The organism is Kribbella sancticallisti (assembly GCF_039530625.1).
Lineage (GTDB): Bacteria > Actinomycetota > Actinomycetes > Propionibacteriales > Kribbellaceae > Kribbella > Kribbella sancticallisti.
This window is the reverse complement of record NZ_BAAAOS010000006.1, coordinates 89,263-114,466: the sequence shown is the minus strand read 5'-3', so window position 1 is coordinate 114,466 and position 25,204 is coordinate 89,263. Positions and strand designations below refer to the sequence as shown.

Here is a 25,204-nt window from a genome sequence, read left to right as displayed (position 1 = left end):
CGATCACGTTGCGCGTCCACGGACACGGAGAGTCAGGCCGTGGTGTCCGGCAGGTTGTGCCGGCGCCGGATCATCCGGTACGCCGCTTTGCGTGCCTCGCGGGTGAGGCGGCCCTGGAACTCGGAGTCCGAGAAGTATTTCTCGGTGAACTTCGTGTCGACCTCGGCGCGCTCGACCATGATGTCCTGGAACTTCTTGTTGAAGGGCATCTCGAAATCGCCCTCGTTCCGGCTGGCGATAGCCGCCTGCTGAAGATCTGGATCCTCGACCGCGGCAACGACCCGCTCCTCGTACATGAGCTTGTCGGCCTCGCTCAGGCCCAGCCCGTACCGGTTGTTGAAGTCGTCGATCAGCTCCGACAGCAGCGCAGTCTTCGGGTCCTTGACGATCCCTCCGCCACCCTCGTCGAAGCCCGGCAACTCCTGTTCCCCTTCAGGCTCCAGCCCGACATCGTGCTCACCGGTCTTGCTGACTCGCAGGTGAGTCAGGTCGACCTCACCGATATCCAGCGCAGGGTTCTGACGCGCCGGCAGGCGGTTCAGCAGGTGTTTGCCGAACAGGTAAAGTCGCTCGAGCTCCGCGTCGGTGTACTGGATGACCTGCGACAGGAACCCGTACTTCCGTACGTAGTCGGAGAGATCACTACGGAACAGCTCCGCCGCATCGTGGTCCTCCGCGGCAAGCTTCTTGAACCGCTCAGCTGCCGGGTCGACGTGCCGATACAGACCAGCATGCTTCTGTTCCCAGCTCCGCCCACCGGCCTCCACGGCCGAACTGGGCTGCGAAGCCAAATAGCCGTCAACGAAGGCCTGCATCTCCGACTCGACGATCAGCTGGTGGTCCATGACTGCCCGCTGCTTCTGGTACAGCAGGTTCTCATCGACCGGCGTAGTCACGGCCTCCTCGTAGTAGGGCTTGAAGGCCTCTTGGATGTCCTCAGCATTATTGGCGAAGTCGAGGACGAACAGGTCTTCCTGGTTCTTCAGTGGGTGCGTGCGATTCAGCCGCGACAACGTCTGTACCGCGGCAACGCCCGCCAGCGGCTTCTCGACATACATGGTGGTGAGCAGCGGCTGGTCGAAGCCAGTCTGGTACTTGTCGGCGACGACAAGGATCCGGTACTCCGTGCGCAGGGGCGCACCGTCCTTGCCGCCCGTGCGCGCCTTGGCGTTCGGGTCATCGGCGCGCGTGTACGCGAAGGCGCCGGGGAGCTCACTCTCGGGCATGTGCCCGTTCATCACCGGCTCCGTGTATTCGGCACCGTCCACGCTCAGCTTGCCGGAGAACGCGACAAGGATTCCGGGATCGCTCATGCTCAGATCGTCGAGTTTCTCGTGTAGCGCTCGATACATCCGTACTGCGCTCTCCCGCGACCGAGTGACTACCATCGCCTTGGCACGTCCACCGAGTTGCTTGCGCGTGTTTGCGTAGAAGTGCCTCAGGATCACCTCGGCGTGCGCAAGCATCGTCGCGGGATCGAGGTAGACCAGCCGGGCCAGCTCCGCGCCGGCCTTGTCCGGGTTGACCTCGATGTCCTCGGCGCCTTCCTTCGCAACCCGCCAATAGGTCTTGTACGTCGTGTAGTTGCGCAGGACGTCGAGGATGAAGCCTTCGTCGATCGCCTGGCGCATCGAGTAGATGTGGAAGGCCCGCTTCTTGCCAACCGTGTCGTCGATGCCGAACAACTGTAGTGTCTTGCTCTTCGGAGTCGCAGTAAAGGCGAAGTACGACAAGTTCGGGTGGCGGCCGCGCGCCATGGCGGACGACGTCAGCGGATCGTCGTCGTCTCCAGTCTCCTCGGCGCCCAGCCCTCGCAGTACCTTCTTGAGCTTTGCGACCGAATCACCCGACTGCCCAGAGTGGGCTTCGTCGACGATGATCGCGATTCGCTTGTCTGCTAGCCCGGACACGCCTTCAAGCACGTACGGGAACGTCTGCACGGTGACGATGACGACCTTCGTTGCGGTGTTGTCGAGCGCCTTGGCCACCTCGGCTGACTTCGACCCGGCGGTACCGGTGATCCGCTCGACAACTCCAGGAGTGTGGTCGAACTGATAGATCGTGTCCTGCAGCTGCTTGTCGAGCACCGACCGATCGGTGATCACGACGATCTTGTGAAATACCGGCTCATTGACGGCGATCCGGCCTTCTTGTACTGCGCTCTCGTCGAGAGCGTCCGGCTCGGCAGAGCCATGCAAGGTGGACAGCCGGTGCGCGAGCCAGGCGATCGTGTTCGACTTCCCCGAGCCGGCCGAGTGCATCACGAGGTAGTTGTTGCCAGATCCGTTCCTGGCGGCGTGCTCAGTGAGCTTTCGTACGGCGTGCCACTGGTGATAGCGCGGGAAGATCATCGCACGGTCGTGCACACTCGTTCGTCCGTTCGACCGGCCCTTACTCCTAGCCGTCTTCGGGTCCTCCACATGCAGGAACCGCTTGAGCAGATCAAGCCAGTTGTCCGGGTTCCAGACCTGCTCCCACAAGTAGGCGGTCCGATAGCCCGACCCACCCTCCTGTACTTCGGGGTTCCCCGCGCCGCCGGTGTTCCCGGGGCCGCCCGTACCCTGGTTGAACGGAAGGAACGTCGTGTCCCTGCCCCGGAGCCTCGTGGTGAGGAACACGAGTTCCGGATCAACGGCGAAATGAACAAGCGCCCGCTTGGCGAACAGCAGCTCCTTCGGATCGCGATCCTCCCGATACTGCTTCTTCGCGTCCTCAACCGTCGTCCCGGTGAGGTGATTCTTCAGCTCCGCAGTAGCAACCGGGATACCGTTGACGAACAGCGCCAGGTCGAGCTCATTGGTGTTCTCCTGACTGAACCGAAGCTGGCGAGTAACGGACAACCGGTTCTTGCGGTACTCGTCCAACGCGTCGTCAGCCACCGTATGCGCCGGCCTGAAGTACGCCAGCCGGATCCGCACCCCGCGATCCTTCACCCCATTCCGCAGCACATCAAGCACGCCGCGGCTGTCGATCTCCTTGGCCAGAAACCGCAGGAACTCCCGCTCAGCCAACGCGACGTCCCCGCCCGCGTACTGCAGCAACGTGTCCCACTCCACCGGCTGCGAATCCCGCACAAACGGCACCAACTGATCGCCATCCAGCCCCAGCTCGCGATCGTACGTATCCGCCCGCCCCTTCAACCACCCCGAAGCAAGCAACCCACCCTCAATAGCCTCCTCAAACGGCTCCTCCGTATGCATCCGATTCATGACGTCCCCGTTCCCCTCGCCGTCGTCACGTCAACGCGGCCAGTCACCGCCGCCGTAATCAACGCACGCCGCTGCTCGGTAAGCACTTCTAATTGGCGCTCGCAATAACCGACGATAGCTGCGATCTCTAGACGGCGTGACTCCAGTGCAGATACGATCCTTGCCTGCTCAGACAGAGGCGGCACTGGAATCTCAATTTCGCGCGCTACGCCGAGATTAATCCGCGCTCGAGTGGAACCTCGCGTCAACAGGGACACCTCTTCGGCGATGACTGGTGAACTCATCGCCCATGCAGCATACTGATGCGTGAGCAACGACTGATCGAACCTTATACGGAAGCAATCCGCCTTTACAATAGACGGACCGAGACCGTCGGGCGCGACGCACGCCCGACCCACCGGATGATTTTCATCACCAAGGCCAGCCACTATTAGATCACCGGGAACGACAGCATGTCGCCGAAGTTCGCGATAATAGTCTAGTGAGATAAATGCCTCACTTGCGGCTTTGAATGAAGCCCTTCCAATATTTCCCAGCCTTATGACACGCGCACCCTCGTCGCGATAATGGCTACTCGTGAGCGAGCTGCCAAAAGGCCCGTCCGTAATCGCTTGGATGAACCTACGAATAGGTAGCCATTCACTGCGAGTCGCCACCCTCGCGACCAACTCGCCCCATTCAGCCGCAAAACGTTCAAGAAGTAGCTTTCGTTGCCGATCCCGGATCATCCACAATCGATCGATGCGCGCCGTCTCGGCGTCCAGGAAGTCGGCGATGCGCCGCTGCTCCTCCAGCGGCGGAAGCAACACTGGGAAGCGTCGAATGTCGCGCTGAAATAGATGCGGGACACCCATTCCATCCTTGAGCGATTGAATGTGCTCCTGAAGCGGCTTACTAGCAATGAGGAAGTGTAAATAGTTCGGATGGATGCCGCACGCGCGTATGAGAGCGATAGATCCATTTACTGTTGCAGGGCGCGGCAATTGACGTACTATATTCACGATTCCCAAAGTGTTGCCATCTTTCGCCAGTAAGACATCATCAATCGAGAGCTTCAACGATGGCGACTCTTCGTATCGATACGTGGAAATATAGTTAACTTGATCGAAGTCAATGACCGACGATTTGATATTAGGAGTTGCCAAGAACGCATAGCCAGCAGATTGATATTCGTCAGCAGTGAGAGCCTTCCAACCTATTCGAGCATTCACGCTCGCAACTCGGTCGAGCCGCGACGATTTCCAATGATGAGGAATGTCTCCAAATAGCCAACTCACGACACCACCTCGCCGAGGAGTTTTTGGATCTCGGCTTCGAGTTCCCTAAGTTCAGCGTCAATTTCTGCGAGGGGTCGAGGCGGGGTGTATACATAGAAATGGCGGGTGAAGGGGATTTCGTAGCCGATCTTGGTTTTGTCGTGGTCTACCCAGGCGTCGGGGACGTGGGGTAGGACCTCGCGTTCGACGTAGGTGTCGATGTCCTCGTTGAGTGGGACGTTCTCGTTGTCGCGGAGTTCGGGGTCCGGCTCGGGGGCGCCCTTCTTGAGTTGTACTTCGCCCTCGGGGTCGCGGACTGATACTGCGGCCCACACGGCCTTGTCGACTGCGGCCGGCGGCTTGCTGAGCTTGCTGAGGGCGCGGCGGACGGAGGCAGAGAACTCGCTCTTCTTGAAGGAAGGCGGCTGACCCACCAGGGTGCGCAGAGCCTCAAGGAGGTCGTCGCGGTCGTCGTACTTGGAGGTGGTCTTGCCTGTCTTGAGCGTCGCTTCTAGCTCAAGCAGAGCTTCCTCGGTGACCTCGAAGCGGAGCTTCAGTGGGCGCTCGACGGTGATGCGGTGGTAGCCGAAGTCTTCGTTGCGGAAGACCTTCACCTTGCCATGTAGCTCGTGGTCCGGGTCGTCAGCGACGGACAATGCGTCGGCGTACAGGCGCTGGATCTCTTCGATTTGATCGTCGGTGATGAGTTTGCGCTTGTCACCAAGGGACTTCCGCATCTTCGCCCAGTACTCGCGAGCGTCGAGGAGAACCACCTTGCCCTGGTGGCCTGGCGACTTGCGGTTCGTGAGGATCCAGAAGTAGGTGGAGATTCCGGTGTTGTAGAAGAGCTGGTCTGGTAGGGCAACGATTGCTTCCAGCCAGTCGTTCTCAAGGATCCACTGGCGGATCTTCGACTCGCCGGACTCGGCCGCGCCAGTGAAGAGGGGCGAACCGTTGAAGACGATGGCCAGGCGGCTTCCGCCCTCACTCGGCGGTCTCATCTTGGAGATCATGTGCTGAAGGAAGAGCAGAGAGCCATCGTTGATCCGTGGCAGGCCGGCGCCGAAGCGGCCTCGCATGCCCAGGTCGTTGGCCTCGTCGACGACCTCGGCTTGCGCCTTCTTCCACTCCACACCGAAGGGCGGGTTGGACAGCATGTAGTCGAACTTCTCGTGAGCCAGCTGGTCGTTGGTGAACGAGTTGCCGAGCTTGATGTTGTCTGGGTCCTGATTCTTGATCATCAAGTCGGACCTGCAGATCGCCCAGGACTCGGGGTTCAGCTCCTGCCCGAACGAGAAGACCTGACCTTGGGAGTTGTGCGACAGGATGAACTCTTCCGCAGCCGTCAGCATGCCGCCGGTGCCGCAGGCCGGGTCATAGACCTTGCGGCTCATCCCCGGTACCTGCAGTTCGCCTAGGTCCGGCGCAATCAGCAGGCCGGCCATCAGCTTGATGACCTCGCGCGGGGTGAAGTGTTCACCCGCTGTCTCGTTGGAGTCTTCAGAGAACTTGCGGATCAACTCCTCGAAGACGTAGCCCATCTCGTGGTTCGAGACCCGGTTGGGATGCAGATCGAAGTCGGCGAAACGAGAGACAACCAAGTGAAGCAGTTTCGCGTCGGCCAGATTCGCGACCTGCTCAGCGAACTTGAACTTCTCGAACGCCTCCTGAGCATTGGGCGAGAAGCCGCGGACGTACGAGTTGAGGTTCTTCGCCGCGTCGTCCGGCGCGCTCGCCACCGAGGTCAGAGTGTGCTTGGTGACGTTGAAAAACCTCTGGCCTGACTGTCGCGTTAGGAACTGCGTCGGATCAACGGCGCGGTCCGCCCACTTGGCGGACTCCTTCAGGACCGCCTCGCGAGTCGGCTCCAGGACGCACTCCAGACGGCGGAGGACGGTGAAGGGGAGGATGACCTTGCCGTAGTCGGCTCTCTTGTAGTCCCCCCGCAGCAGGTCAGCTACCTGCCAGATGAAGTTCGCCAGATTCTTCGGCGTGGTGTCGCTCAACGGATTCCCTCTCCCCGGTCTTTCGTTACATGGTGTGGATCGATCCAACGCTTCAGAGCGTTACGTCAGACGCAAAATCGGTGACGAATTGTCATGTCACGCGCCATCGTCGGGCGCAAGGGTTCCTCTCGTCAGGGCGTCGGAGAGGCTCTTCGCGAGTTCACGAGCCTCGTCGGCTGCCCTTTCCGCCATCGTCTCGAACTCGGCGACGCGCCGGAACGCTTCGCCGTACGGCCGCTGCTGCTCGATCGGCAGGAGCGGCACCTGGAGTCTCTTGAGGTTCACCCGGACCGAGTCCCTGGTGGCCGACGAATGCCGCACCGCCTCGCGAAGGTTCGCGGGTGCAGTCAGCATCCCGGCGACGAACCACGGGTCGAGGATCGCCGGGTCCACCCGAACGGCGTTCACATTCTGGCCGAGGCGGCTACCGATTTGTTCGGTCGTGGCCACCCTCGCTACAACCGATGCCGCGATGGTTGGTACCAGCACATCGCCAGGCTCGATCCGTACGGCGGTCGCCGGCGCGCGTCCACTCGGAGGCATCCGCCGAACCAGATCGCCTCCTGACACGGCGGGCTCGGACAACTCCTGCTGGTCGTTACCTAGCCTCGAGAACCCGCGGAGTATCTCTACAGCGCCTGTTCGCGAGAGTTCCTCCAAGGAGACTCGTCGAGCCTTCTCGAGTCGCGAATCGCTGTTGGCGACAAGGGGCGGAAGGCTCTCGCCTAATGAGCCCAGCCGCTCGAGCACTTCCGCGCGAGTGGCCAGGAGCGCCGCCGGCTCGGCGGCTCCTTCCTCGCTTGCTGCGAGATGGCGCGCAGGGGAAACGTCTACCTCCTCATCGAGCAACTCGATCACTGGGACCGCCTTACAGATGCCGGCCTGTTCCTCAACAGTCTCTGAGCTGTGGAAGGTCCGCCAGGCCTGGACAGCCAGGTCCAGGACCGGCGCTCCTATTCCGCCGGCGGCCTGCGAAGCATCTACGAGTAGGACTCTGTTCGCCCCGTGTCCCTCCGTCGGCCGCCGCAGGATCCACAGGTGCAGGCCCACCGCCGTTACCGGAAGAAGGCGTGGCGGTAGGGCTATGACTGCCTTCAGAGCACCGCGACGCAGAAGCTCGGCGCGGATCCTTCGCCCTGGTGAGCGCCACGCCGCGACCGGTGGCATCAAAATCACCGCCAGCCCACCCGGTCGCAGGTGCGCCAGAGCATCCTCGACCCACGCCAGCTCAGGCTCGGTCCGCGGCGGCAACCCGCCGAACTCCCAGCGCGGATCGAAGGCCAGTTGCTCGTCCGCCCAGTCCTGCAGGCCGAACGGCGGATTACAGACCACAAGATCGACCCGTTCGTCGGGGAAGGCATCGACCCGCAACGAATCACCGACCCGCACGACAGGCACTGGCCCACTCTCGCCATGCCGCCGGTGCGCGAAGAGCAGACGCAACTGCGCGATGCGGGCCGCGGCCGGATCAAGATCCTGGCCAAGACATCGCACCCGACCATCCTCGGTCATGGACTCATGAAGCAACGTCCCGGTCCCGCAGGCAACATCCATCACGCTCGCCGCCGGGCCCGCCAGCGAGAGCATCAGCCTTGCCACGCCTTGCGGGGTTGCGTAATCGGACGTCGCACCGCGGGCGGTCAGGTAGTGCGCGTAGAACTGTTCGAAGATCGTCGCTGGGTCGCCGTCGAGATCGGCGACGGCCGACAGTACCGCGTACTGCCGCGGTGACCACTCGTCGGCCAGGCCACCAGCCAGGAGGTCCCCCGGGCCGCTGGCCAGGCGGCGTACCGGCTCCACCAGCGAGGCCGGCGAGTGCAGATCCGCCTTCCCGAGCGTGCTCGACGAGCGGCTGAACAGAAACAGTCCGGCCAACCAGAGCGCCTCTCCGAGATCCGGACCTCCAGATGCCGCTTCGATCGTCCTCCACGCTTGCTCCGGTGCGCCGGCGGACGGCAGTTTGCCCTGAGTGGAGAGCCACTTCTGGACTGCTGCGATCTCGAACGTCGGACTGGTCGCGCTGCCGCCTACGGGTGATGGGAAGTCGGCGTATCGCTTGCGCCAATTGCTCACCGCCGCGCGACCAACACCTGCCAAGCGCGCGATGCCGACCGAAGACACAGTGCCCGGCTGATCCATGACTTCCTCCCCGTGGGCTGCTCCGGCTTACCCTACACACACCGGGGCTCCGTGTACACGATTGCCTGATGACCGCTTGTTGACAACGTTCACAAGATGTACTGTGATGTCCCTGTTCACGAAACGACTTCAAAGGGGCGGGCGGATGACCGGCAGCGACGGATCCACAGACGAACCGCAGGCAATGGGAGCGCACGATCAACCGGTCGTCGACACCGTCCTCATCCTGGCAACGGACGACCCCAAGCTGACCGAGCGTCAGCGCATGCTGGTACTCGCCTCGCTCGAAGGTGACGACGCGATCGCAGATGAACTCGACGTCGCTACCGAGTCGACCTCCCGCCTCGCCAGTGCGAGCACGACGGCCGCGGCGGAGCCGGTGGGAGCGTTCCTGACGTCGATCACCGTCACGGGGTTCCGAGGGATCGGCGAGAAGGCAAAGCTCAGCCTGCAGCCGGGGCCGGGGCTGACCGTTGTCGCCGGCCGGAACGGATCTGGAAAGTCCAGCTTCGCGGAGGCTCTGGAATTTGCGCTCACCGGCGAGAGCTATCGCTGGAAGGGGAAGTCCTCCTTCTGGAAGGACTCATGGCGCAACCTTCACCAGGTCCAGAGCACGGAAGTCCGGATCCAGCTCGCGGAGGAGGGAGTGGGGCGTACTGAGATCGGTGTCGAATGGGCGACCGACAGCGAACTCGGCGACAGCAGCACCTGGACGCAGCGGCACGGCAAGCCCCGGACGTCGGGTGTCAGCTCGCTGGGATGGGACAAGCCGCTGGAGCTCTACCGCCCGATCCTGTCGTACGACGAACTCGGCCAGCGGCTGGACGGGACTCAGACCGACCTCTACCGGTCGCTGGAGAGCATCCTCGGACTCGACCAGATCGCTGACGGCATCGAACGTCTCGGTGGCGCGGTGAAGCGACTGAAGGGTCCCGCGGACGAGGCGACCGCGGCGAAGAGCGCCCTGAAGGCGCTCCTTGAGTCAGCGACGGACGAAAGGGCCCAGTTGGTCTTGGCCCAGCTGAGGAAGCAGAAACCCGATCTCGATCTGGTGAGCGGAATCGCGACCGGCGTCGAGGCTCCTGATCAGATCGGAGCGCAACTGCGCGCCTTGAGCGAACTTGCCATCCCTGTGAAGGACACCGTCGACGAGGCCGCCACGGCACTGCTGGCAGCTTTGCAGAAGGTCGCCGGCGCCAGCGGCATCATCGCGACTCGGGCTGACGACCGGAGACACCTCCTGGAGAAGGCGCTGGAGTTCCACTCGCAGCACGGTGAGCAGACCTGCCCAGTGTGTGAAGGCAAGGTGCTTGACAATGCCTGGCGTGAGCGGGTGGCGACCGAACTCGCTGCCGAAAAGGCCGAGGTCGCAGCAATCAGGGCTGCGCGCAATGAGCTGGCCGTCCGGCATGACGCCGCCCGCGCCCAGCTCGGGGTACCGAACCTGGCGGCGATCGATGCTGGGCTCAAGCTGATGAACTTCGTCGAGGCGGAGGGCGCGCTGAAGGATTGGCGTGAGGCTCCGGCGGACGACGTCGAACTGGCGCAGCACCTCACCTCGAAGTGCACCAGGCTCATCAGCATCCTGACGCGCCTCCGCGACGAGGCCGCTGCCAAGTTGAGTGAGCGGGATGACAGCTGGCGACACCTCGCTGAACGGACCGCGGTCTGGCTGGATCTCCGCCGGTCGGCAGACTCGACCGACGCAGACTTTCGTGATGCGAAGGCCTCACTGGCCTGGCTCAAGGCGAACGCCGAGATTCTGCGGAACAAGCGACTGGAACCGCTCGCCGACGAGGCGCGGAAGATCTGGGCCAAACTCCGCCAGGAGAGCAGTATCGACCTGGACAAGATCACCCTCTCGGGTCAGCGGAACCGCGGCAAGGTGAACCTCACGGCCGAGGTCGACGGTGTCCCGACGGAGGCTCTGCCCGTCATGAGCCAGGGCGAGCTGAACGCGGTCGCGCTGGCACTGTTCTTGCCGAGAGCAACGATGCCGGCCAGCCCGCTACGGTTCGTCGTACTCGATGATCCCGTGCAGGCGATGGACCCGGCCAAAGTGGATGGATTGACCGAGGTCCTGGTGGAGTATGCGAAAGAGCGGCAGGTTGTCGTGTTCTCTCACGACGACCGCCTCACCGAGTCGGTACGCCGTACCGCACCTTCCGCGCGAATTCTCCAGGTCGAGCGCGGCGCCAACTCCAGGGTGGAGGTCGTCGAGTGCCAGTCGCCGGCCCGGCGCTACGTGCAGGATGCCCGTGAGCTGCTCCTGGACAAGGAAGTTCCGATCGACGTGCTGGAGAAGGCGATCCCGGCCTTCGCACGGTTCGCGCTCGAAGCGGCGGCACACGAGGTGTACTTCCGCCGGAGGTTGACGACGTCGGCCAAACACCGAGAGGTCGAGGACGCTTGGAAGGCGGCGTCCACCACACGTCAGAAAATTGCGCTCTCGTTGTACGGCAACAAGGCGGACAAGCTCGATAAGTGGAGCCGCCCTAGGTATCGAGAGCGGACGCTGAAGCTTTGCGGATCCGGCGCGCACCTCGGTCTGAAGCAGTCAACTGACGCTGCGGTCGACGATCTCCGACGCGCTGTCGACGATCTGCTGGAGCAGCGCTCATGAGGACCGAGCAGCTTCTTGGCTGCGCGGAAGCGATCCTCGACGGCCGGGTGTGCGGGTCTCCCCGGCGGATCAAGGTCGCCGCGTTCCTGATCAGGCAGGCGCTCGAGGCTGAGGTAGATGCGTACTGCGAGTACCTGGTCAGGTCGATGCCGTATCCGGTGAGGATGCGATCGAGGCTCGCGGTAATGCATGCCCTCGACCAGAACGGCCTGGACCGGATCGCGGAGCACGCCTGGAACGCTCTGAGCCAGGCTTGCCACCACCACGCTTACGAGCTTTCACCGACGGTCTCCGAGCTGCGTCACCTGCACGCGGAGGTGGCGCGACTCGCCGCGCTGAGGGCGACCATCACAGCGATGGCTTGCTGATGAGCCGGCCGCGGTGTCCGAAGAAGTGCGGGGTGTGCATGTGGGGGGTGCCCCGCACTTCCTCAGACACCGCGGCCGGACGGTCAGTAGGACCAGTAGTAGCGAGCGGCGGCGAATGCGTGGGACCGTCTGGCTTTGGAATCGGATACGGGAAGACATCTTCAGACGTAGAGGGGGAACCGATGGCAACGGAAATGACACCGTACGACCGCGATGCTTGGGCTGAGGTTGAGATGTGGCGCCGGCGTCGTCTAGAGAGTCAGACAAGGCACCTGCTTCCCGAAACGCTTCGGCGGCGTATGTCGAAAGCTGGTCAGATCGCAAGAGCACGCTTCGAGTCGATTCCTGGAGCCGCGGAGTTTGAGGCCAGCTTTGTGAAGGCCCTCGGTGGACTCCTCGACTTCGGTTCTCGGGCCGCGATGGCCACCGTTGGCCACGAAGCGATCGTCGAGGCATATCGAAAGCGCGGCCACGAGGTCGCGGACATCGACGACATCGGGAAACTAGAGCTGTGTGAGATGGACAAGGTCAGACCCAACCTTGGACTTGCCTACACCGCTGCTGCAACTGTGGAAGGCGCCGCGGCAGGGTTCGCCGTGTCCGGGGGCCAGATCATCGCGGCCGGAGGTTCAGTACTCGGGGCCGGTGTAGGTGGTGCGCCTGGAATCGGAACGGTGGTTGGGGTGATGGCGGCTGACGCAGCTGCCGTGCTTGTCGCCGCCAACCGGGCCGTGGCGCACATTGCCGCCTACTACGGCTACGACGTGGACCATCCGGACGAACGGCTGTTCGCCCTGGGAGTGCTCAGCGTGGGTACCGCGACCGAGGCCGGCAAGGCAGCTGCGTACATCGAACTGAACAAGCTCGTGCAAGCACTCGCACGTCGGGCCACATGGGATCAGCTCCGCCAGAACGCCGTGACCAGGGTCGTCGAGAAGGTCTTCACCAGACTGGGGTACCGGATCACCCAGCGGAAGCTCGGCCAGGCGGTGCCGGTCTTTGGCACCGTGATCGGCGCGGGGATGAACGCCCACCTCTTGTCCAGCGTCACTGATGACGCAAACCACATCTATCGCGAACGGTTCCTCCGTGACCACTATGGCCTCGCGCACGAACCGCTTGCGACACCGCCCACCAACGAGACCGACGTGGTCGACCTTGCCGAGTTCCTACACGAAGAGGTCGCCAAGGAGGACGGCCTCCCGACCGACGGCGGTGATGGCCAGCGGAGCTAGGGGCGGCGGATGGTCACCTTCTTTGGCGCGGCGGCCGATGGCGGGCGTCTGCAGACCGCCAGGTCGTTCGTCTGTCGGTGACTCCTTGCCGGTCTAGGCTTGCGGGTGACGCGTATCACAAGAGGAGTTGAGATGCCGGATCCTGTCAGTCACACGCTGGATGTCCCTGGCGCCGTTTTGACGTATGACGTGCGGGGTGATCTGTCGAACCGCCCGGTGCTGCTGGTGATCGGTTCGCCGATGGGGGCCAGCGGGTTTCCGACGCTGGCGTCGCACTTCGCCGACCGTACTGTCGTGACGTACGACCCGCGCGGGGTGGAGCGGAGTACTCGTACCGACGGTACGGGTGAATTGTCGCCGAACGATCACGCGGCTGACCTCGCGGCTCTGATCGAGGCCCTTGATGCCGGACCGGTCGATTTGTTCGCGAGCAGCGGTGGTGCGGTGAACGCGTTGGCGCTGATGGCGCAGCGGCCTGAGTTGGTCAAGACGCTGGTCGCGCACGAGCCGCCGCTGGCGGGCCTGCTGCCGGACCGGGAAGCGGCGCTGGCGGCATGCGAGGACATCTACCAGACCTACCAGCGCGACGGGATGGGCGCGGGGATGGCGAAGTTCATCGCCATCGTCAGCTACGAGGGCGAGATTCCGGCGGACTACACCGACCAGCCGGCGCCGGATCCGGCGATGTTCGGTCTGCCGACCGAGGACGACGGTTCCCGTGACGACGCGCTGCTCGGACAGAACATCCGCGGCTGTACGTCGTACCAGCCGGACTTCGACGCGCTCGCCAAGTCAGCCGACAGGATCGTCGTCGGCGTCGGCGAGGAGTCCGCGAACCAGCTCGCCGCGCGCGGCGGGAAGGCGGTTGCCGAGCGGCTCGGGACCACGCCGGTGGTGTTCCCGAGCAACCACGGCGGGTTCCTCGGCGACGAGTACGGGATGCCCGGCAAGCCCGAGGAGTTCGCGGCGAAGTTGCGCGAAGTACTGACGTGAGACGGACTGCCCCTGGCAGACGCCCGGCGGCTCATCTGCTTAGCTGGTCTCATGACTGACAAGCCTGAGATCGACTTTCCGGACGGCCCGCCGCCGGCGGATCTGGAGATCACCGACATCACCGAGGGCGACGGCGCCGAGGCCACGGCCGGCTCCCGCGTCAACGTGCACTACGTGGGCGTCGCCCACTCCACCGGCGACGAGTTCGACGCCTCCTACAACCGTGGCGAGCCGCTGGCCTTCCAGCTCGGCGTCGGCCAGGTCATCAAGGGCTGGGACACCGGCGTGCAGGGCATGAAGGTGGGCGGCCGACGCAAGCTGGTCATCCCGCCGCACCTGGCCTACGGCGACCGCGGCGCGGGCGGCGCGATCAAGCCCGGCGAAACCCTGATCTTCGTGGTCGACCTGATCAGCGTCAGCTGACCTACCAGCACCCAGCCCCCTGATGCGTCACACTGACGCGTCAGGGGGCTTTTACGTAGTTGTACTCATTCGCGTTGGCGCTCCCGCTGCTTCACTCGGGAGGCATGAGGACGATGGTTGCCACCACTGTTCCGGCGGCGGGCCGGGCCGGCTGGACGAAGTACGCCGCCCTGGCCGCGAAGGCCGTCTTGTTCCTCTTGTTGCTCACGGCCCTCTTCTGGCCTGACCTGAGCGGCATCAAGGGCAAAGCGTCGACGGCGCGCCTGGTCGTCTACCCGCTCGGCACAGCGGTGCTGCCGATCTGGTGGTTCGCCTACGGGCGAGCGAAGAACACCTTGCACCAGAGCTTCCCCTGGACCGCGGATCTGCTGATCACGATCCCGTGGCTGATCGACCTGCTCGGTAACCGGCTGAACCTGTTCGACACCATCACCTGGTGGGACGACGCTATGCATTTCCTGCTCTGGGGTCTCCTCACCGCAGGCGTGCTGATCGCCTTCGGGCCGCGCGGACTCACCCGCGGCCTGACCGCCTTCGTAGCCCTCGGTTTCGGCGCCACCGCCGCGGTGATCTGGGAAGTCGGCGAGTACGTCGCCTTCGTCCGCCACTCCCCCGAACTCCGAACCGCCTACACCGACACCCTCGGCGACCTCACCCTAGGCACCCTCGGCGCCCTCCTAGCCGGCCTGATCGTCCACCAGGTACGCCGTACCCAACCGCTTCCCCCCGGCGACCTCTCAGGGGTTAACCATTGAGAGGGTGGGTTGCCCCGCCAGAATCCGAGGGGGCAACCACGCGCTTGAGGGGTTAACCCCTGAGAGGCCGCCCGGGCGACGGGCGTACGCCGTGCCGGGTACGGGGTGCTAGCGGTCGGACGGGCGGCAGATTCCGTTGGCGGCGGCGCTGGCGGCCAGTGCTCGAGCAGCCGGGCTCTCCGGGGTGAGCTGATCGGTGTGGGTGGTGTGGCGGCCGATCGGGACGACCATCGGAGTGCCGGCCACCGGGTCCGGGATCACCTTCACCGCCAGGCCGAAGACGTCCTGGACGACCTTCTCGGTGATCACCTGACGCGGGTTGCCCTCGGCAACGATGGCGCCGTCCTTCATCGCGATCAGGTGGTCGCCGAACCGGCAGGCCTGGTTCAGGTCGTGCAGGACCAGCACGATGGTCCGCTCGTCGCGCTTGTTCAGGTCGACCAGCAGATCCAGTACTTCGAACTGGTGCGTCAGGTCCAGGAACGTCGTCGGCTCGTCCAGCAGCAGGATGTCGGTCTCCTGGGCCAGCGCCATCGCGATCCAGACCCGCTGCCGCTGACCGCCGGACAGCTCGTCGATCGGCCGGTCCGCGATCTCCAGCACGTCGGTCGACAGCATCGCGTCCGCGATCGCCTCGTCGTCGGCCTTCGTCCACTGCCGGATCCAGCCCTGCCGCGGATACCGGCCGCGGCCGACCAGGTCGGCGACCGTGATCCCCTCGGGCGCCGTCGGCGACTGCGGCAGCAGGCCGAGCTTCAGCGCGACCTCCCGGGTCGGGATCGACTGGATGCTCCTGCCGTCCAGCAGCACCGTGCCCCGGCTCGGTTTCAACAGCCGCGCCAGCGTCTTCAGCAGGGTCGACTTGCCGCACGCGTTGGCGCCGACGATCACGCTGATCTTGCCGGTCGGGATCCGCACCGACAGGTCGTGGATGATCTCGCGCTGGTCGTAGCCGACGGCAAGATTCTCGGCCGACAGACTGTGCTCCACTGAACTCTCCATTTCAGCCACCACTTCCGACCCGGTTGGCCCTCGCCAGCAAGAACATCAGGTACGGCGCGCCGACCACCCCGGTGACGACGCCCACCGGCAACTGGGTGTCGCCGAACGCGTGCTGGGCGATCAGATCCGACAGCGCGACCACGAGCGCCCCGATCAGCGCGGACACGATCATCGCGGGACCGGGCGACCGGGTCAGCCAGCGCGCGATCGGCGGCGCCACGAAGGCGACGAACCCGATCGGCCCGGCCGCCGCCGTCGCGACAGCGGCCAGCAGTACTCCGATCACGATCAGCCCGAGCCGAGATCCCTCCACCCGCAACCCCAGCCCGTACGCCGTTTCGTCGCCGAGCTGGAGAATCCTCAACCGGTGCACGAGCAGCGCGATCGCCGGGGCGAGCACGACCAGCATGATCGCCAGCGAGCGCACGTGCGACCAGTCCCGCCCGTTCAGGCTGCCGGTGAGCCAGATCAGCGCCTGCTGGGCGATCTCCACCCGCGCCTTGGTCAGCAGGAACGACGTCAGGCTGGTCGCCATCGCGCCGAGCCCGATGCCGACCAGGATCAACCGGTAGCTGGACACGCCCCGGCGCCAGGCCAGCACGTACATGGTGAAGGCGGTCAGCATCGCCCCGGCGATGGCCAGTCCCGAGACGGCGGCACCGGTCAGCCCGAGCGTCACGATGGCGAACACGGCGAACGCGCTGGCACCGTACGTGACGCCGATGATGTCCGGGCTGGCCAGCGGGTTGCGGGCCACGCTCTGGAAGATCGCGCCGGACATGCCGAGCGCGACGCCGACCAGGATCCCGGTCAGCGCCCGCGGCAGGCGGAGCCGGTTGACGATGAACTCGGTGGCCCGGTCGCCGCCGCCGAACAGCGTCTTCACCACGTCGAGGACGGGGATCTTGAAGTCGCCCAGGGACAGGGACACGCAGAACGTCACGAACAGGATCACCGCGAGCACGGCCATCACCGCGACCGCCCGGGCCTGCCGGACGGCCCGCGCCCGGGCGATCACCTGGGCCGGCGCGAGGTCTCCCGCCGTCTGGGTCACGCTCGCCATCAGAGATCCGCCAGCTTGCGTCGGCGTACCAGGGCGATGAAGAACGGGGCGCCGATGACCGCGGTGACGATGCCGACCTGGAGCTCGCCGGGCTGGGCCACGATCCGGCCGATCACGTCGGAGCCGAGCAGCAGGATCGGCGCCAGCAGCATCGAGTACGGCAGGATCCAGCGGTAGTCGGGGCCGGTGACGAGCCGGGCGACGTGCGGGATGGTGAGGCCGATGAAACCGATCGGTCCGGCGGCTGCCGTGGCCGCACCACAGAGCAGTACGACGGTGATCGCGGTGAAGACCCTGGCCAGGCCGACTCGCTGGCCGAGCGAGCGAGCCACGTCGTCGCCGAGCGACAGGGCGTTGAGCACCCGGCCCGAGAGCAGAGCCAGCACGATGCCGATGAGGATGAACGGCGCGACCTGCTCGGCGACGTCGGAACCGCGGCCGGCCAGCGACCCGACCGCCCAGAACCGGAACTGGTCGAAGGTGTTGACGTCGCCGATCAGCAGCGCGGTGGTGAGCGAGCCGAGCATCGCGGTCATCGCCGCGCCCGCCAGGGCGAGCTTCACCGGCGTCGCGCCTTCGCGGCCGAGTGAGCCGAGCATGTAGACCGCGACCGACGCCGCGGCCGCGCCGGCGAAGGCGAGCCAGACGTAGGAGGTGAGGCTGTTCAGCCCGAACCAGTAGATGCCCGCGACAACGAAGAGGGCCGCGCCGCCGTTGACGCCGAGAATGCCGGGGTCTGCCAGCGGGTTGCGGGTGACGCCCTGCATCAGCGCGCCGGACAGGCCCAGGGCCGCGCCGACGAGCAGGCCGATCAGCGTTCGCGGTACCCGGAGTGACCGCACGATGACGTGATCGGTGTCGGCCTCGTTGTAGTGGCGCAGGGCGTCGAGCACCGTGGCCAGCGGGATCTGCTTCGAGCCGACCGCGATGCTGAGCAGGCACACCAGGACGAGCAGCGCGATGCAGGCGACGAGTCCGGCGACCAGCGTCGTCCGCCGCGCGCGCGGGCGCCTCTTCCCGTCGGCGCCGGCGGCTGAACCGTATCCGCCGGAGCCAGAGCCGGCAGCGCCGGGCACGGCAGAGCCGTCGCCGTCGACCGGCCGGGCGGAGTTGGTGGCGGGGTCCGGCCGCGACGCGGCGTCGGTCCGCTGGGCGGGCGGTGGCATTGGACTTTGGGATCCTCTTAGGTAAGGCTAACCTCTAGGTGCTTCACCATAACCCGCTCGCCCATCGGGTCGCACCCGAACCCCTGCTTTGTCACTACTTTCCCTGACGGAGACACTGGCATGACGACAGTGCTCGAGCGACCGATCGACTTCGACTCGGTGCTCGCAACGGTGGCCGCGATCGACGACCTCAGCCCGCACCTGCGCCGGGTGACCTTCGTGGCGCCCCGGATCGCCGACGTGGTGACCGCGGGCCCGGACCAGCGCATCAAGGTGCTGCTGTCCCCGCCCGACGGCGGCGTACTGCGCCTGCCGACCGGCGACGACTGGTACGCCGAATGGTGCGCCACCCCCGCCGACGAGCGGTTCGTGATGCGGACGTACACGGTGCGCGCGCTCCGCCCGGAGGTCGCCGAGCTCGACATCGAGTTCGTCCTGCACGGCGTGAACGGACCCGCCTCGGCGTGGGTCAGCGAGGCCACCCTCGGGGCGGAGGTCGGCCTGATCCTCCCGTTCGCGGTCGACACCTCCAGCACCAAGGGCCTGCTGATGTCCGGCGTGGACTACGTACCGCCGGCTTCCAGCGTCAGCCGGGTCCTGGTCGCCGACGAGACCGCCCTGCCGGCACTCGCGGGGATCCTGGAGCTGCTGCCGGCCGGCGTACGGGCGACCGCGTTCGTGGAGGTCCCCGACATCCGCGACATCCGTCCGCTGCCGAGCCCCGGCCAGGTCGACATCATCTGGATCCCGCACACCGGCGGACCCGCCGACGGCCCGACTTCGTTGCTAGAGGCCCTCAAATCGGCGACGTTGCCGTTCGACGTCGACTACGCCTGGGTGGCGGGCGAGTCCGGCATGATCAAGCAGGTTCGCCGCCACCTGGTCACCACGGTCGGCCTGCCCAAGCCCGCCATCTCCTTCCAGGGTTATTGGAAGCGCGGCGAAGCCCAGGTCTGAGTACCGCGACCCCCCCCAAGAGTCTGGAGTACTGCGACCCCGGAGAGCCGGCCGAGGCTCTCCGGGGCGGCCTGCTCAGCTGGGGTTCTCGGCGTGGGTCAGCGTTTCCCAGGCGACGAACAGGTTGTTCGAGCCGGCCGGGCGACGCGACTCGGTGAGGGCCTGGGTGTTGGTCATCGCGAAGCCCAGCCGGGTGTGCATGGCGTTGTAGCCGACCTCGGTGATCGGGCCGAGACCGCGCTTGACGCTCCCGCCGCAGAGCCAGGACGGGACCTGCTCCAGGTTGCGCTCCCAGCGGGACTGGAACCCGAGCGCATGGCGCAGCCGGTCGCCGAACTCGGGGTACAGGTCGATGCCCTGGATCCGGGACGTCTCCAGCACGTGACCGATCGCCGAGATGCCGTAGCCGGTGTGGACGAAGTCGCGGCAGGTCTCCTGGGTCAGGCCGTTCACGAACGTGCTCTGGCCCTGCCAGTAGGCGATGATCTTCTCGCGGGTGTTGAGGTTCTGGCTCGGCTTCGTCTTCGGCAGCGCCCCGTCGGACTCCAGGTACACGAAGGCCGGCGTCCGGACCCGGAACAGCGAGATCGCCTTGTCGTAGACGGTCCGGTCCTCCAGGAACACGGCGATGCCCTGGATCGCCTCGGTCATGCTCAACTCCCAGTTCCCGTTGGAGTTCGAGCCGTTGATGATCTCGGGCAGGTAGACGGTGCGCAGCATCGTGGCGAAGCGGCCGGAGTTCGGCCAGTTGCCGTAGACGTGCTTGATGATCTCCGCGGCCTTCGGCCAGGATGACCCGGCCCATGCGGTCTGCAGCGGGGCGTTGCTGTTGGTGTGGTCCTGCAGCGTCGCGGACCACGCGTCCATCAACTGGATCGCCTTCTGGGCATAGCGATCGTCGCGGGTGATGTACCAGAGCACCGCGTCCGTGTACGCCGCGATCGCGTCCTCGCGCTCGTTCGTGCAGCCGTAGTTCGGGTTCGAGTACGAGCCGCACTCGACCACCGCGCGCGGGGTCGGGTTCCGGCTGAGTGAGCCGTAGTTGCTGTTCTTCGCCTGGTTGAACGCGTTCGTCCACGGCTGCGCACCGGCCTGGACCTTGGCCCGGACGAAGTCGAGTTGCGGCCGGCTGACACCGACACCGGGATGGGTGAAGGTGACCGGCGCGAGCAGGGCGGCCGGCGCCTGGGCACCGGCTTCGGCCTTGGAAGCGGCCTCGGCCTTGGCTCCGGTTTCGGCCTGGGAGGCGACGGCGGGACTGGTCAGCGCGCCGGCGACCAGCGCGGCGCACGCGGCGGCCAGCGCCGGAAAGAGTGCTTTCTTTCGCATGGGCGGAATCCTCAGGGTGTGGCGGGGGCGGTGGACGCTGCGATTCCCCCACTACCGCAGTGTCTTTTCGGAAGTTTGACGACAGAGCGTGAAGGCGTCAATATCCCAAGCCAGAGAAGATTCACGAGGTGAAAAAACCACGCTGATCTGGAACAGATCGCCGATTTGTCCCGCCCCAATGGAACAAAGTGAGGTCTTGTCCCATGAAACGACGCCACTTCCTGACCCTGGGAACCGCCGTCATGGCCGCCCCGGCACTACCCTCCGTGACCGCCGCCGCGGCCGCGCCGCCCTCCGACCTGCCGCCCTCCGACCTGCTGCCCTCCCGCGCCCAGATCGTCGCTCTCGTCCGCCGCGTCGCCGATCAGTGGATCGCCACCCACCCCGACCCCGGCGACAACGGCTGGGCCCGGGCGACCTTCTTCAGCGGCCTGATGGCCGCGCACCGGCTGACCAGCGAGAGGAGGTATCTCGACTACACCCGATCGTGGGCCGAGAAGCACGCGTACGGGATCCGCGAAGGCGTCGCCACCCGGCATGCCGACAACCACAACGTGATCCAGGCCTACCTCGATCTGTACGAGCTCGAGCCGTCGCCGAACAAGTTGACCGCGGCAACGGAGACGCTGCGCCGGATGGTTGCCAGCAGCAAGATCGACGACTGGTGGTGGGACGACGCGCTGCACATGGCGATGCCGCCCTTCGCCCGGATCGGCCGCCTGCGCAACGCCGGCGTATTGGACCAAGCTCTACCAGCTCTATCACCACACCAAGCGGACCCGCGGCCTGTACGACGCGTCGAGTGGGCTCTGGTATCGCGACGACCGGTTCCTGCCCGGCAAGATCGTCTCGCCGAACGGCAAGCCGGTGCTCTGGTCGCGAGGCAACGGCTGGGTCGCCGCCGGGCATGTGAAGACCCTGAAGGCGCTTCCGGCCACCCAGCGGAACGTCGCGGAGTACCGGAGCACGCTGGCGCAACTGGTGACCGCACTACGTCCGATCCAGCGGTCCGACGGATTCTGGAACGTCAACCTCGGCGATCCGCAGCATCTCCCCGGACCCGAGACCAGCGGAACCGCCTTCTTCACCTACAGCACGGCCTATGCGATCAAGGCCGGCCTGGTGACAGCCGCCGGCTATCAACCCGTCGCAGCGCGAGCCTGGAACGGAATGGCCGCCACCGCCGTCCACCCGGACGGGTTCCTCGGCTTCGTCCAGAAGGTCGGCGACCGGCCGGAATCCAGCCAGCCGATCACCTACGAGTCGACCGCCGACTTCGGCGTGGGCGCCTTCCTGCTGGCCGGCTCGGAACTAGCGGGCCTGGCTCGCTAGCGCCTCGGCCCTGACCCCGGCCGCGTCCAGCAACGACGCAGCCATCGTGACACCGACCCCCGCGAGCGCCTGGGCCCGTACTACGGCCCGGGCGCTCGTGCCGTCGAACACGATCGTCAACTGCACCGCCAGCGCCCCCGGGTCGTCGACACCGGCAGCCACCAGCTCGGCCTGGAAGAAGTCCGTCAACCGCTGCTTGAAGTGCCGCGCGACCACACTGCCCGGGTGCTCGGGATTCTTCAGCTCGACCGCGGTGCTGACGAACGGACAGCCCCGGAACCCGCTGGCCGTCATCAACTGCTCCTGCCGCTCGAACACCGCCAGGATCCGCTCTCGCGGTGTGGTCCCGTCCTCCGGTCCCGGCTCCAGCATCCGCTGGTACGCCGGCCCGTGGCTGGCCAGGCTTTCGGCGATCAGCTCGTCCTTGGACCGGAACAGCTGGTACATCGACTTCTTCGAGACCCCGGCCGCCTTGCAGAGCGCGTCCACGCCGATGTTCACGCCGTCGCGGTAGAAGAGTTCGCCCGCGGCGTCCAGCAGCCGGTCGCGGGGTGTCGCCTGGGTCGTCATGAGATCGAGCGTACCGGCTTGATTTGAGTTTGGAAACCGATCGGTTTACGGTGGGGAACCAATCGGTTTCCACCTCTGTCTCTGGAGTTCACCATGACCACCCTCGAAGGCGCCGTCGTTCTCGTCACCGGCGGCAACCGCGGCATCGGCAAGGCCATCGTCGACGACCTGCTCACCCGCGGCGTCAAGAAGGTCTACGCCACCGCCCGCAACCCCCAGCCGAGCACGGACGACCGCGTCGTCACCCTGCCGCTGGAGGTCACCGACCAGACCTCCATCGACGCACTCCTCGCAGCGGCCCCGGACGTGACCGTGCTGATCAACAACGCCGGCGGCACCTCCCCCGACACCTACCTGGACGTGCCCTTCGAGGACATCCGGCAGGTCTTCGAGGTCAACTTCTTCGGCCCGCTGAACCTGACCCGGGCGTTCGTCCCGGTGATCGAGCGCAACGGCGGCGGCCACATCCTGAACGCGCACTCCGCGCTGTCCTGGGTCTCCTGGCACGGCGCGTACGCCGCCACCAAGGCGGCACTGTGGTCCCAGACCAACGCGATCCGGGTGGAACTGCTGGACCGCGGCATCGGCGTCACCGGCCTGCACATGGGCTACGTCGACACCGACATGACGACCGCGGTGACCGCGCCCAAGGAAAGCCCCGCGGACATCGCCAAGGCCGCGCTGGACGGCATCGAGACCGGCGCCTACGAGGTGCTCGCGGACGACACCGCCCGTGGCGCGAAGGCCGCCGTGTCCGGCGACCTCACCAACCTCTACCCGCAACTCAAGAACTGATTCAGCGGCTCGCGACCTGGTACCGGCTCGAGCGGGCCACCACCTCTCAGCGCTGTGGAGCGGGATGACCCCGGAGTACGCCGCTTTGGTCAGCCGGACCTTCACCGAGCGGCGCAAGGTCGTCACCGACGCGGTCGCCGCACTGCTGAAGGAGTGAGTCGGCGACACGCGTCGGGCTGCTTTTCGTAGCGTTCTTGCGTAAAATCGGTCCGGATGATTGACGTTGTTGCGGTGTCACGTCCCGAGGACGTCGTGGTGGACTTCCTCTCCGTTCTCGATCCGGGCCAGGGTCGCGAGGTGCATCTGGTCATCGCCGATCACGGGGCCTATCTGAGGCTGCCGGCGGGAGTCCCGCTCGCCGGCCGCCTGGCCTCCCTGGCCGACTTGTTGGCCGCGGGCGGCGAAGGCGCCAAGCCCTTCTCGCCCGGTAGCGCGGCCGATGCGATCGCGCTGGAGACCGGCGACGTCGCCGCGACCGTCTGGACCCATTCCCCGGCCGACAGCCGGGAGCGGCGCGCCCGATGGGGCCTCGATGTCGCGGCCCTGGTCCGGGCTCCCGTGCGGCACGCGGTCGGTGACGCGGACCGGTTCCAGTGGACGACCGACCTGGACGTGACACTCGACCAGCCGCTGATCGACGCGAAGCTGGACTTCGTCAACACCCACTGCGCCGACCTGCTGCTGATCGACGACGCCGACGAGGACGCGCTGCTCACTCGGCGAGTGAGGTCGGTCGAGCGCTTCTTCGAGTCGAGCGCCGACGAACGCGCTCGCTTGTTCGCGTTGACGAGCAGCACGGACCCCGCGCTCGTACCCGATCCGTGGGAGTTCGCGACGTCGCAGTACGAGAACGAACGGCTGGGCGCGACCGCGGCCTGGGTGCGGAGTCACCTCGACCCCGCGGCCGGGCGGGTGATCGAGGTCGGCGCCTGCGAGGGCGCGTTGACCCAGCGGCTGCTGCGCGACGGCTACCTGGTCGACGCCACCGAGCCGAATCCGATCTTCCTGGCCCGGCTGCACGAGCAGGTCGAGGGCGAGGTCCGGATCCACCCGCACAGCTTCGAGGAACTGACCACCACCAAGCGGCTGACCGGTTCGGCATACCTGCTCATCGAACTCCTGTACTACGGCCAGGACCTCACGTTGCTCGACCGGTTCCCCACGGACAGGTTGTTCGTGGCGATGGAACCCGGGGAGCTGGCCCGGCAGACCTGGCCGCCCGGGTGGTCCGTCGAGGAGGAACTGGATCTGGTCCTGCCCCGCTTCGAGGCGGTCGTCGGCGGCCGCGCCTACCTGCGCAAACGGGGAAGCCGCGGACTGCTACTTCGCCGTCGCTGAGACGTGGATGTCGCGGTCGCGGGTGTACTCCATCCCCGCCGCGATGCCGTCCGCGACCTCGACGGACGAGAAGCGCTCGACGATGCGCAGGGCCAGATCGATCCCTGCGGTGATGCCGCCGGCCGTCACCAGGTCGCCGTCGTCGACCACCCGGTGGTGCTTCACGTCGGCGCCGAACTCCTCGAGCTCGTGCCAGGCGCCGCGGTTCGTCGTCGCCGGCCGCCCCTTCAGCAGGCCGGCCTCGCCGAGCAGCATCGAGCCGGTGCAGACCGAACCGATCCAGTCGAGCCGCGGCGCCAGTTCGGCGATCCGGGCCGTCAGTACGCCGCGGCGAGCCTCGGCCCAGGCGCCCTTCTCGGCGCGGTTCATCCAGCCGCCGCCGGGCACGAACAGGGCGTCCGGAGTACTGAGTCCTGCGGACGCCTTGAACTGCAGGCCATGCAGGCCGGTCACCTCGGCGGGACCGTCGAGCCCGACGAGCGCCAGCTCGAACTCGGGTCGCCGGGACGCGAGGCTCCAGACCTCGAACGGGCCCATCACGTCCATCTCGTCGACGCCGTCGAACACCAGGATCTCGATTCTCATGGGCTCCAGCCAACCGGGTCCCCATCATCGTCACCAGTGGCCGGATGGACGCTGTTCGCT

Annotated in this window: 19 protein-coding genes and 1 pseudogene; 10 read left to right on the top strand and 10 right to left on the bottom strand. The window is 65.9% G+C overall.

Annotated features, from left to right (window positions below):
• Nucleotides 1-32 precede the first annotated feature (32 nt).
• From ABD255_RS02500 to ABD255_RS02485, 4 genes are all read right to left on the bottom strand, one after another.
• On the bottom strand, nucleotides 33-3,074 hold the full coding sequence (locus tag ABD255_RS02500) for a type I restriction endonuclease subunit R (protein WP_344209259.1): 3,042 nt from the start codon (nucleotides 3,072-3,074) through the stop codon (nucleotides 33-35).
• 131 nt (nucleotides 3,075-3,205) lie between these two features.
• On the bottom strand, nucleotides 3,206-4,486 hold the full coding sequence (locus tag ABD255_RS02495) for a restriction endonuclease subunit S (RefSeq protein WP_344209257.1): 1,281 nt from the start codon (nucleotides 4,484-4,486) through the stop codon (nucleotides 3,206-3,208).
• The gene (locus tag ABD255_RS02490; protein WP_344209255.1) at nucleotides 4,483-6,471 is read right to left on the bottom strand and encodes a type I restriction-modification system subunit M; all 1,989 of its coding nucleotides are present in this window, start codon (nucleotides 6,469-6,471) and stop codon (nucleotides 4,483-4,485) included. Before ABD255_RS02490 ends, ABD255_RS02495 begins: the two co-directional genes overlap by 4 nt.
• Before the next feature lie 96 nt (nucleotides 6,472-6,567).
• Nucleotides 6,568-8,610 (bottom strand): N-6 DNA methylase, encoded by a 2,043-nt coding sequence (locus tag ABD255_RS02485; protein ID WP_344209253.1) that lies wholly within the window; start codon nucleotides 8,608-8,610, stop codon nucleotides 6,568-6,570.
• Nucleotides 8,611-8,755: 145 nt separating this feature from the next.
• Here ABD255_RS02485 and ABD255_RS02480 point away from each other — a divergent pair, with 145 nt between their 5' ends.
• The 6 genes from ABD255_RS02480 (at nucleotide 8,756) to ABD255_RS02455 (ending at nucleotide 15,007) form a co-directional block, all read left to right on the top strand.
• Nucleotides 8,756-11,233, top strand: a complete 2,478-nt coding sequence (locus ABD255_RS02480) for an ATP-binding protein (RefSeq protein ID WP_344209251.1) — start codon at nucleotides 8,756-8,758, stop codon at nucleotides 11,231-11,233.
• On the top strand, nucleotides 11,230-11,601 hold the full coding sequence (locus ABD255_RS02475) for a hypothetical protein (RefSeq protein ID WP_344209249.1): 372 nt from the start codon (nucleotides 11,230-11,232) through the stop codon (nucleotides 11,599-11,601). The genes ABD255_RS02480 and ABD255_RS02475 overlap by 4 nt, the downstream gene beginning before the upstream one ends.
• Before the next feature lie 182 nt (nucleotides 11,602-11,783).
• Nucleotides 11,784-12,836 (top strand): EcsC family protein, encoded by a 1,053-nt coding sequence (locus tag ABD255_RS02470; RefSeq protein ID WP_344209247.1) that lies wholly within the window; start codon nucleotides 11,784-11,786, stop codon nucleotides 12,834-12,836.
• A gap of 132 nt (nucleotides 12,837-12,968) precedes the next feature.
• The gene (locus ABD255_RS02465) at nucleotides 12,969-13,829 is read left to right on the top strand and encodes an alpha/beta fold hydrolase (RefSeq protein WP_344209245.1); all 861 of its coding nucleotides are present in this window, start codon (nucleotides 12,969-12,971) and stop codon (nucleotides 13,827-13,829) included.
• Between the two features lie 51 nt (nucleotides 13,830-13,880).
• Nucleotides 13,881-14,252 (top strand): FKBP-type peptidyl-prolyl cis-trans isomerase, encoded by a 372-nt coding sequence (locus tag ABD255_RS02460; RefSeq protein ID WP_344209243.1) that lies wholly within the window; start codon nucleotides 13,881-13,883, stop codon nucleotides 14,250-14,252.
• Between the two features lie 104 nt (nucleotides 14,253-14,356).
• Entirely contained in the window at nucleotides 14,357-15,007 is a 651-nt protein-coding gene (locus tag ABD255_RS02455) for a DUF2238 domain-containing protein (protein WP_344209241.1), read from the top strand.
• 108 nt (nucleotides 15,008-15,115) lie between these two features.
• On the opposite strand, the gene ABD255_RS02450 is transcribed toward ABD255_RS02455, so the two are convergent.
• The 3 genes from ABD255_RS02450 to ABD255_RS02440 are packed head-to-tail and all read right to left on the bottom strand — an operon-like array spanning nucleotide 15,116 to nucleotide 18,238.
• Nucleotides 15,116-16,009 carry an ABC transporter ATP-binding protein gene (locus tag ABD255_RS02450; protein ID WP_344209239.1) on the bottom strand — a complete coding sequence of 298 codons (894 nt, stop codon included), beginning with the start codon at nucleotides 16,007-16,009 and terminating at the stop codon, nucleotides 15,116-15,118.
• A gap of 1 nt (nucleotide 16,010) precedes the next feature.
• Entirely contained in the window at nucleotides 16,011-17,072 is a 1,062-nt protein-coding gene (locus ABD255_RS02445; protein WP_344209237.1) for a FecCD family ABC transporter permease, read from the bottom strand.
• Nucleotides 17,072-18,238, bottom strand: a complete 1,167-nt coding sequence (locus tag ABD255_RS02440; RefSeq protein WP_344209235.1) for a FecCD family ABC transporter permease — start codon at nucleotides 18,236-18,238, stop codon at nucleotides 17,072-17,074. The genes ABD255_RS02445 and ABD255_RS02440 overlap by 1 nt, the downstream gene beginning before the upstream one ends.
• Before the next feature lie 120 nt (nucleotides 18,239-18,358).
• On the opposite strand from ABD255_RS02440, the gene ABD255_RS02435 reads away from it, so the two are divergent.
• The gene (locus ABD255_RS02435) at nucleotides 18,359-19,195 is read left to right on the top strand and encodes a siderophore-interacting protein (RefSeq protein ID WP_344209233.1); all 837 of its coding nucleotides are present in this window, start codon (nucleotides 18,359-18,361) and stop codon (nucleotides 19,193-19,195) included.
• 75 nt (nucleotides 19,196-19,270) lie between these two features.
• On the opposite strand, the gene ABD255_RS02430 is transcribed toward ABD255_RS02435, so the two are convergent.
• Complete coding sequence (locus ABD255_RS02430) at nucleotides 19,271-20,524, bottom strand: alginate lyase family protein (RefSeq protein WP_344209231.1); 1,254 nt, start codon at nucleotides 20,522-20,524, stop codon at nucleotides 19,271-19,273.
• A gap of 203 nt (nucleotides 20,525-20,727) precedes the next feature.
• Here ABD255_RS02430 and ABD255_RS43605 point away from each other — a divergent pair.
• Nucleotides 20,728-21,856, top strand: a pseudogene (locus tag ABD255_RS43605) (glycoside hydrolase family 88 protein).
• Here ABD255_RS43605 and ABD255_RS02420 read toward each other — a convergent pair.
• Nucleotides 21,836-22,426 (bottom strand): TetR/AcrR family transcriptional regulator, encoded by a 591-nt coding sequence (locus tag ABD255_RS02420; RefSeq protein ID WP_344209228.1) that lies wholly within the window; start codon nucleotides 22,424-22,426, stop codon nucleotides 21,836-21,838. The pseudogene ABD255_RS43605 and the gene ABD255_RS02420 sit on opposite strands and share 21 nt — an antisense overlap.
• Nucleotides 22,427-22,519: 93 nt before the next feature.
• On the opposite strand from ABD255_RS02420, the gene ABD255_RS02415 reads away from it, so the two are divergent.
• Both ABD255_RS02415 and ABD255_RS02410 read left to right on the top strand, forming a co-directional pair.
• On the top strand, nucleotides 22,520-23,221 hold the full coding sequence (locus tag ABD255_RS02415) for an SDR family oxidoreductase (RefSeq protein ID WP_344209226.1): 702 nt from the start codon (nucleotides 22,520-22,522) through the stop codon (nucleotides 23,219-23,221).
• A 213-nt stretch (nucleotides 23,222-23,434) separates the two neighbouring features.
• A complete protein-coding gene (locus tag ABD255_RS02410) occupies nucleotides 23,435-24,559 on the top strand; it encodes a class I SAM-dependent methyltransferase (RefSeq protein WP_344209224.1) in 1,125 nt (374 codons plus the stop codon).
• On the opposite strand, the gene ABD255_RS02405 is transcribed toward ABD255_RS02410, so the two are convergent.
• A complete protein-coding gene (locus ABD255_RS02405; protein ID WP_344209223.1) occupies nucleotides 24,542-25,144 on the bottom strand; it encodes a DJ-1/PfpI family protein in 603 nt (200 codons plus the stop codon). The two genes, ABD255_RS02410 and ABD255_RS02405, sit on opposite strands and share 18 nt — an antisense overlap.
• Between the last annotated feature and the right edge of the window lie 60 nt (nucleotides 25,145-25,204).

Coding starts and splice junctions, on each gene's coding strand:
- ABD255_RS02485 (WP_344209253.1), bottom strand. CDS start 8,610: ATGGATCAGCCGGGCACTGTGTCTTCGGTCGGCATCGCGCGCTTGGCA.
- ABD255_RS02480 (WP_344209251.1), top strand. CDS start 8,756: ATGACCGGCAGCGACGGATCCACAGACGAACCGCAGGCAATGGGAGCG.
- ABD255_RS02475 (WP_344209249.1), top strand. CDS start 11,230: ATGAGGACCGAGCAGCTTCTTGGCTGCGCGGAAGCGATCCTCGACGGC.
- ABD255_RS02470 (WP_344209247.1), top strand. CDS start 11,784: ATGGCAACGGAAATGACACCGTACGACCGCGATGCTTGGGCTGAGGTT.
- ABD255_RS02465 (WP_344209245.1), top strand. CDS start 12,969: ATGCCGGATCCTGTCAGTCACACGCTGGATGTCCCTGGCGCCGTTTTG.
- ABD255_RS02460 (WP_344209243.1), top strand. CDS start 13,881: ATGACTGACAAGCCTGAGATCGACTTTCCGGACGGCCCGCCGCCGGCG.
- ABD255_RS02455 (WP_344209241.1), top strand. CDS start 14,357: ATGAGGACGATGGTTGCCACCACTGTTCCGGCGGCGGGCCGGGCCGGC.
- ABD255_RS02450 (WP_344209239.1), bottom strand. CDS start 16,009: ATGGAGAGTTCAGTGGAGCACAGTCTGTCGGCCGAGAATCTTGCCGTC.
- ABD255_RS02445 (WP_344209237.1), bottom strand. CDS start 17,072: ATGGCGAGCGTGACCCAGACGGCGGGAGACCTCGCGCCGGCCCAGGTG.
- ABD255_RS02440 (WP_344209235.1), bottom strand. CDS start 18,238: ATGCCACCGCCCGCCCAGCGGACCGACGCCGCGTCGCGGCCGGACCCC.
- ABD255_RS02435 (WP_344209233.1), top strand. CDS start 18,359: ATGACGACAGTGCTCGAGCGACCGATCGACTTCGACTCGGTGCTCGCA.
- ABD255_RS02430 (WP_344209231.1), bottom strand. CDS start 20,524: ATGCGAAAGAAAGCACTCTTTCCGGCGCTGGCCGCCGCGTGCGCCGCG.
- ABD255_RS02420 (WP_344209228.1), bottom strand. CDS start 22,426: ATGACGACCCAGGCGACACCCCGCGACCGGCTGCTGGACGCCGCGGGC.
- ABD255_RS02415 (WP_344209226.1), top strand. CDS start 22,520: ATGACCACCCTCGAAGGCGCCGTCGTTCTCGTCACCGGCGGCAACCGC.
- ABD255_RS02410 (WP_344209224.1), top strand. CDS start 23,435: ATGATTGACGTTGTTGCGGTGTCACGTCCCGAGGACGTCGTGGTGGAC.
- ABD255_RS02405 (WP_344209223.1), bottom strand. CDS start 25,144: ATGAGAATCGAGATCCTGGTGTTCGACGGCGTCGACGAGATGGACGTG.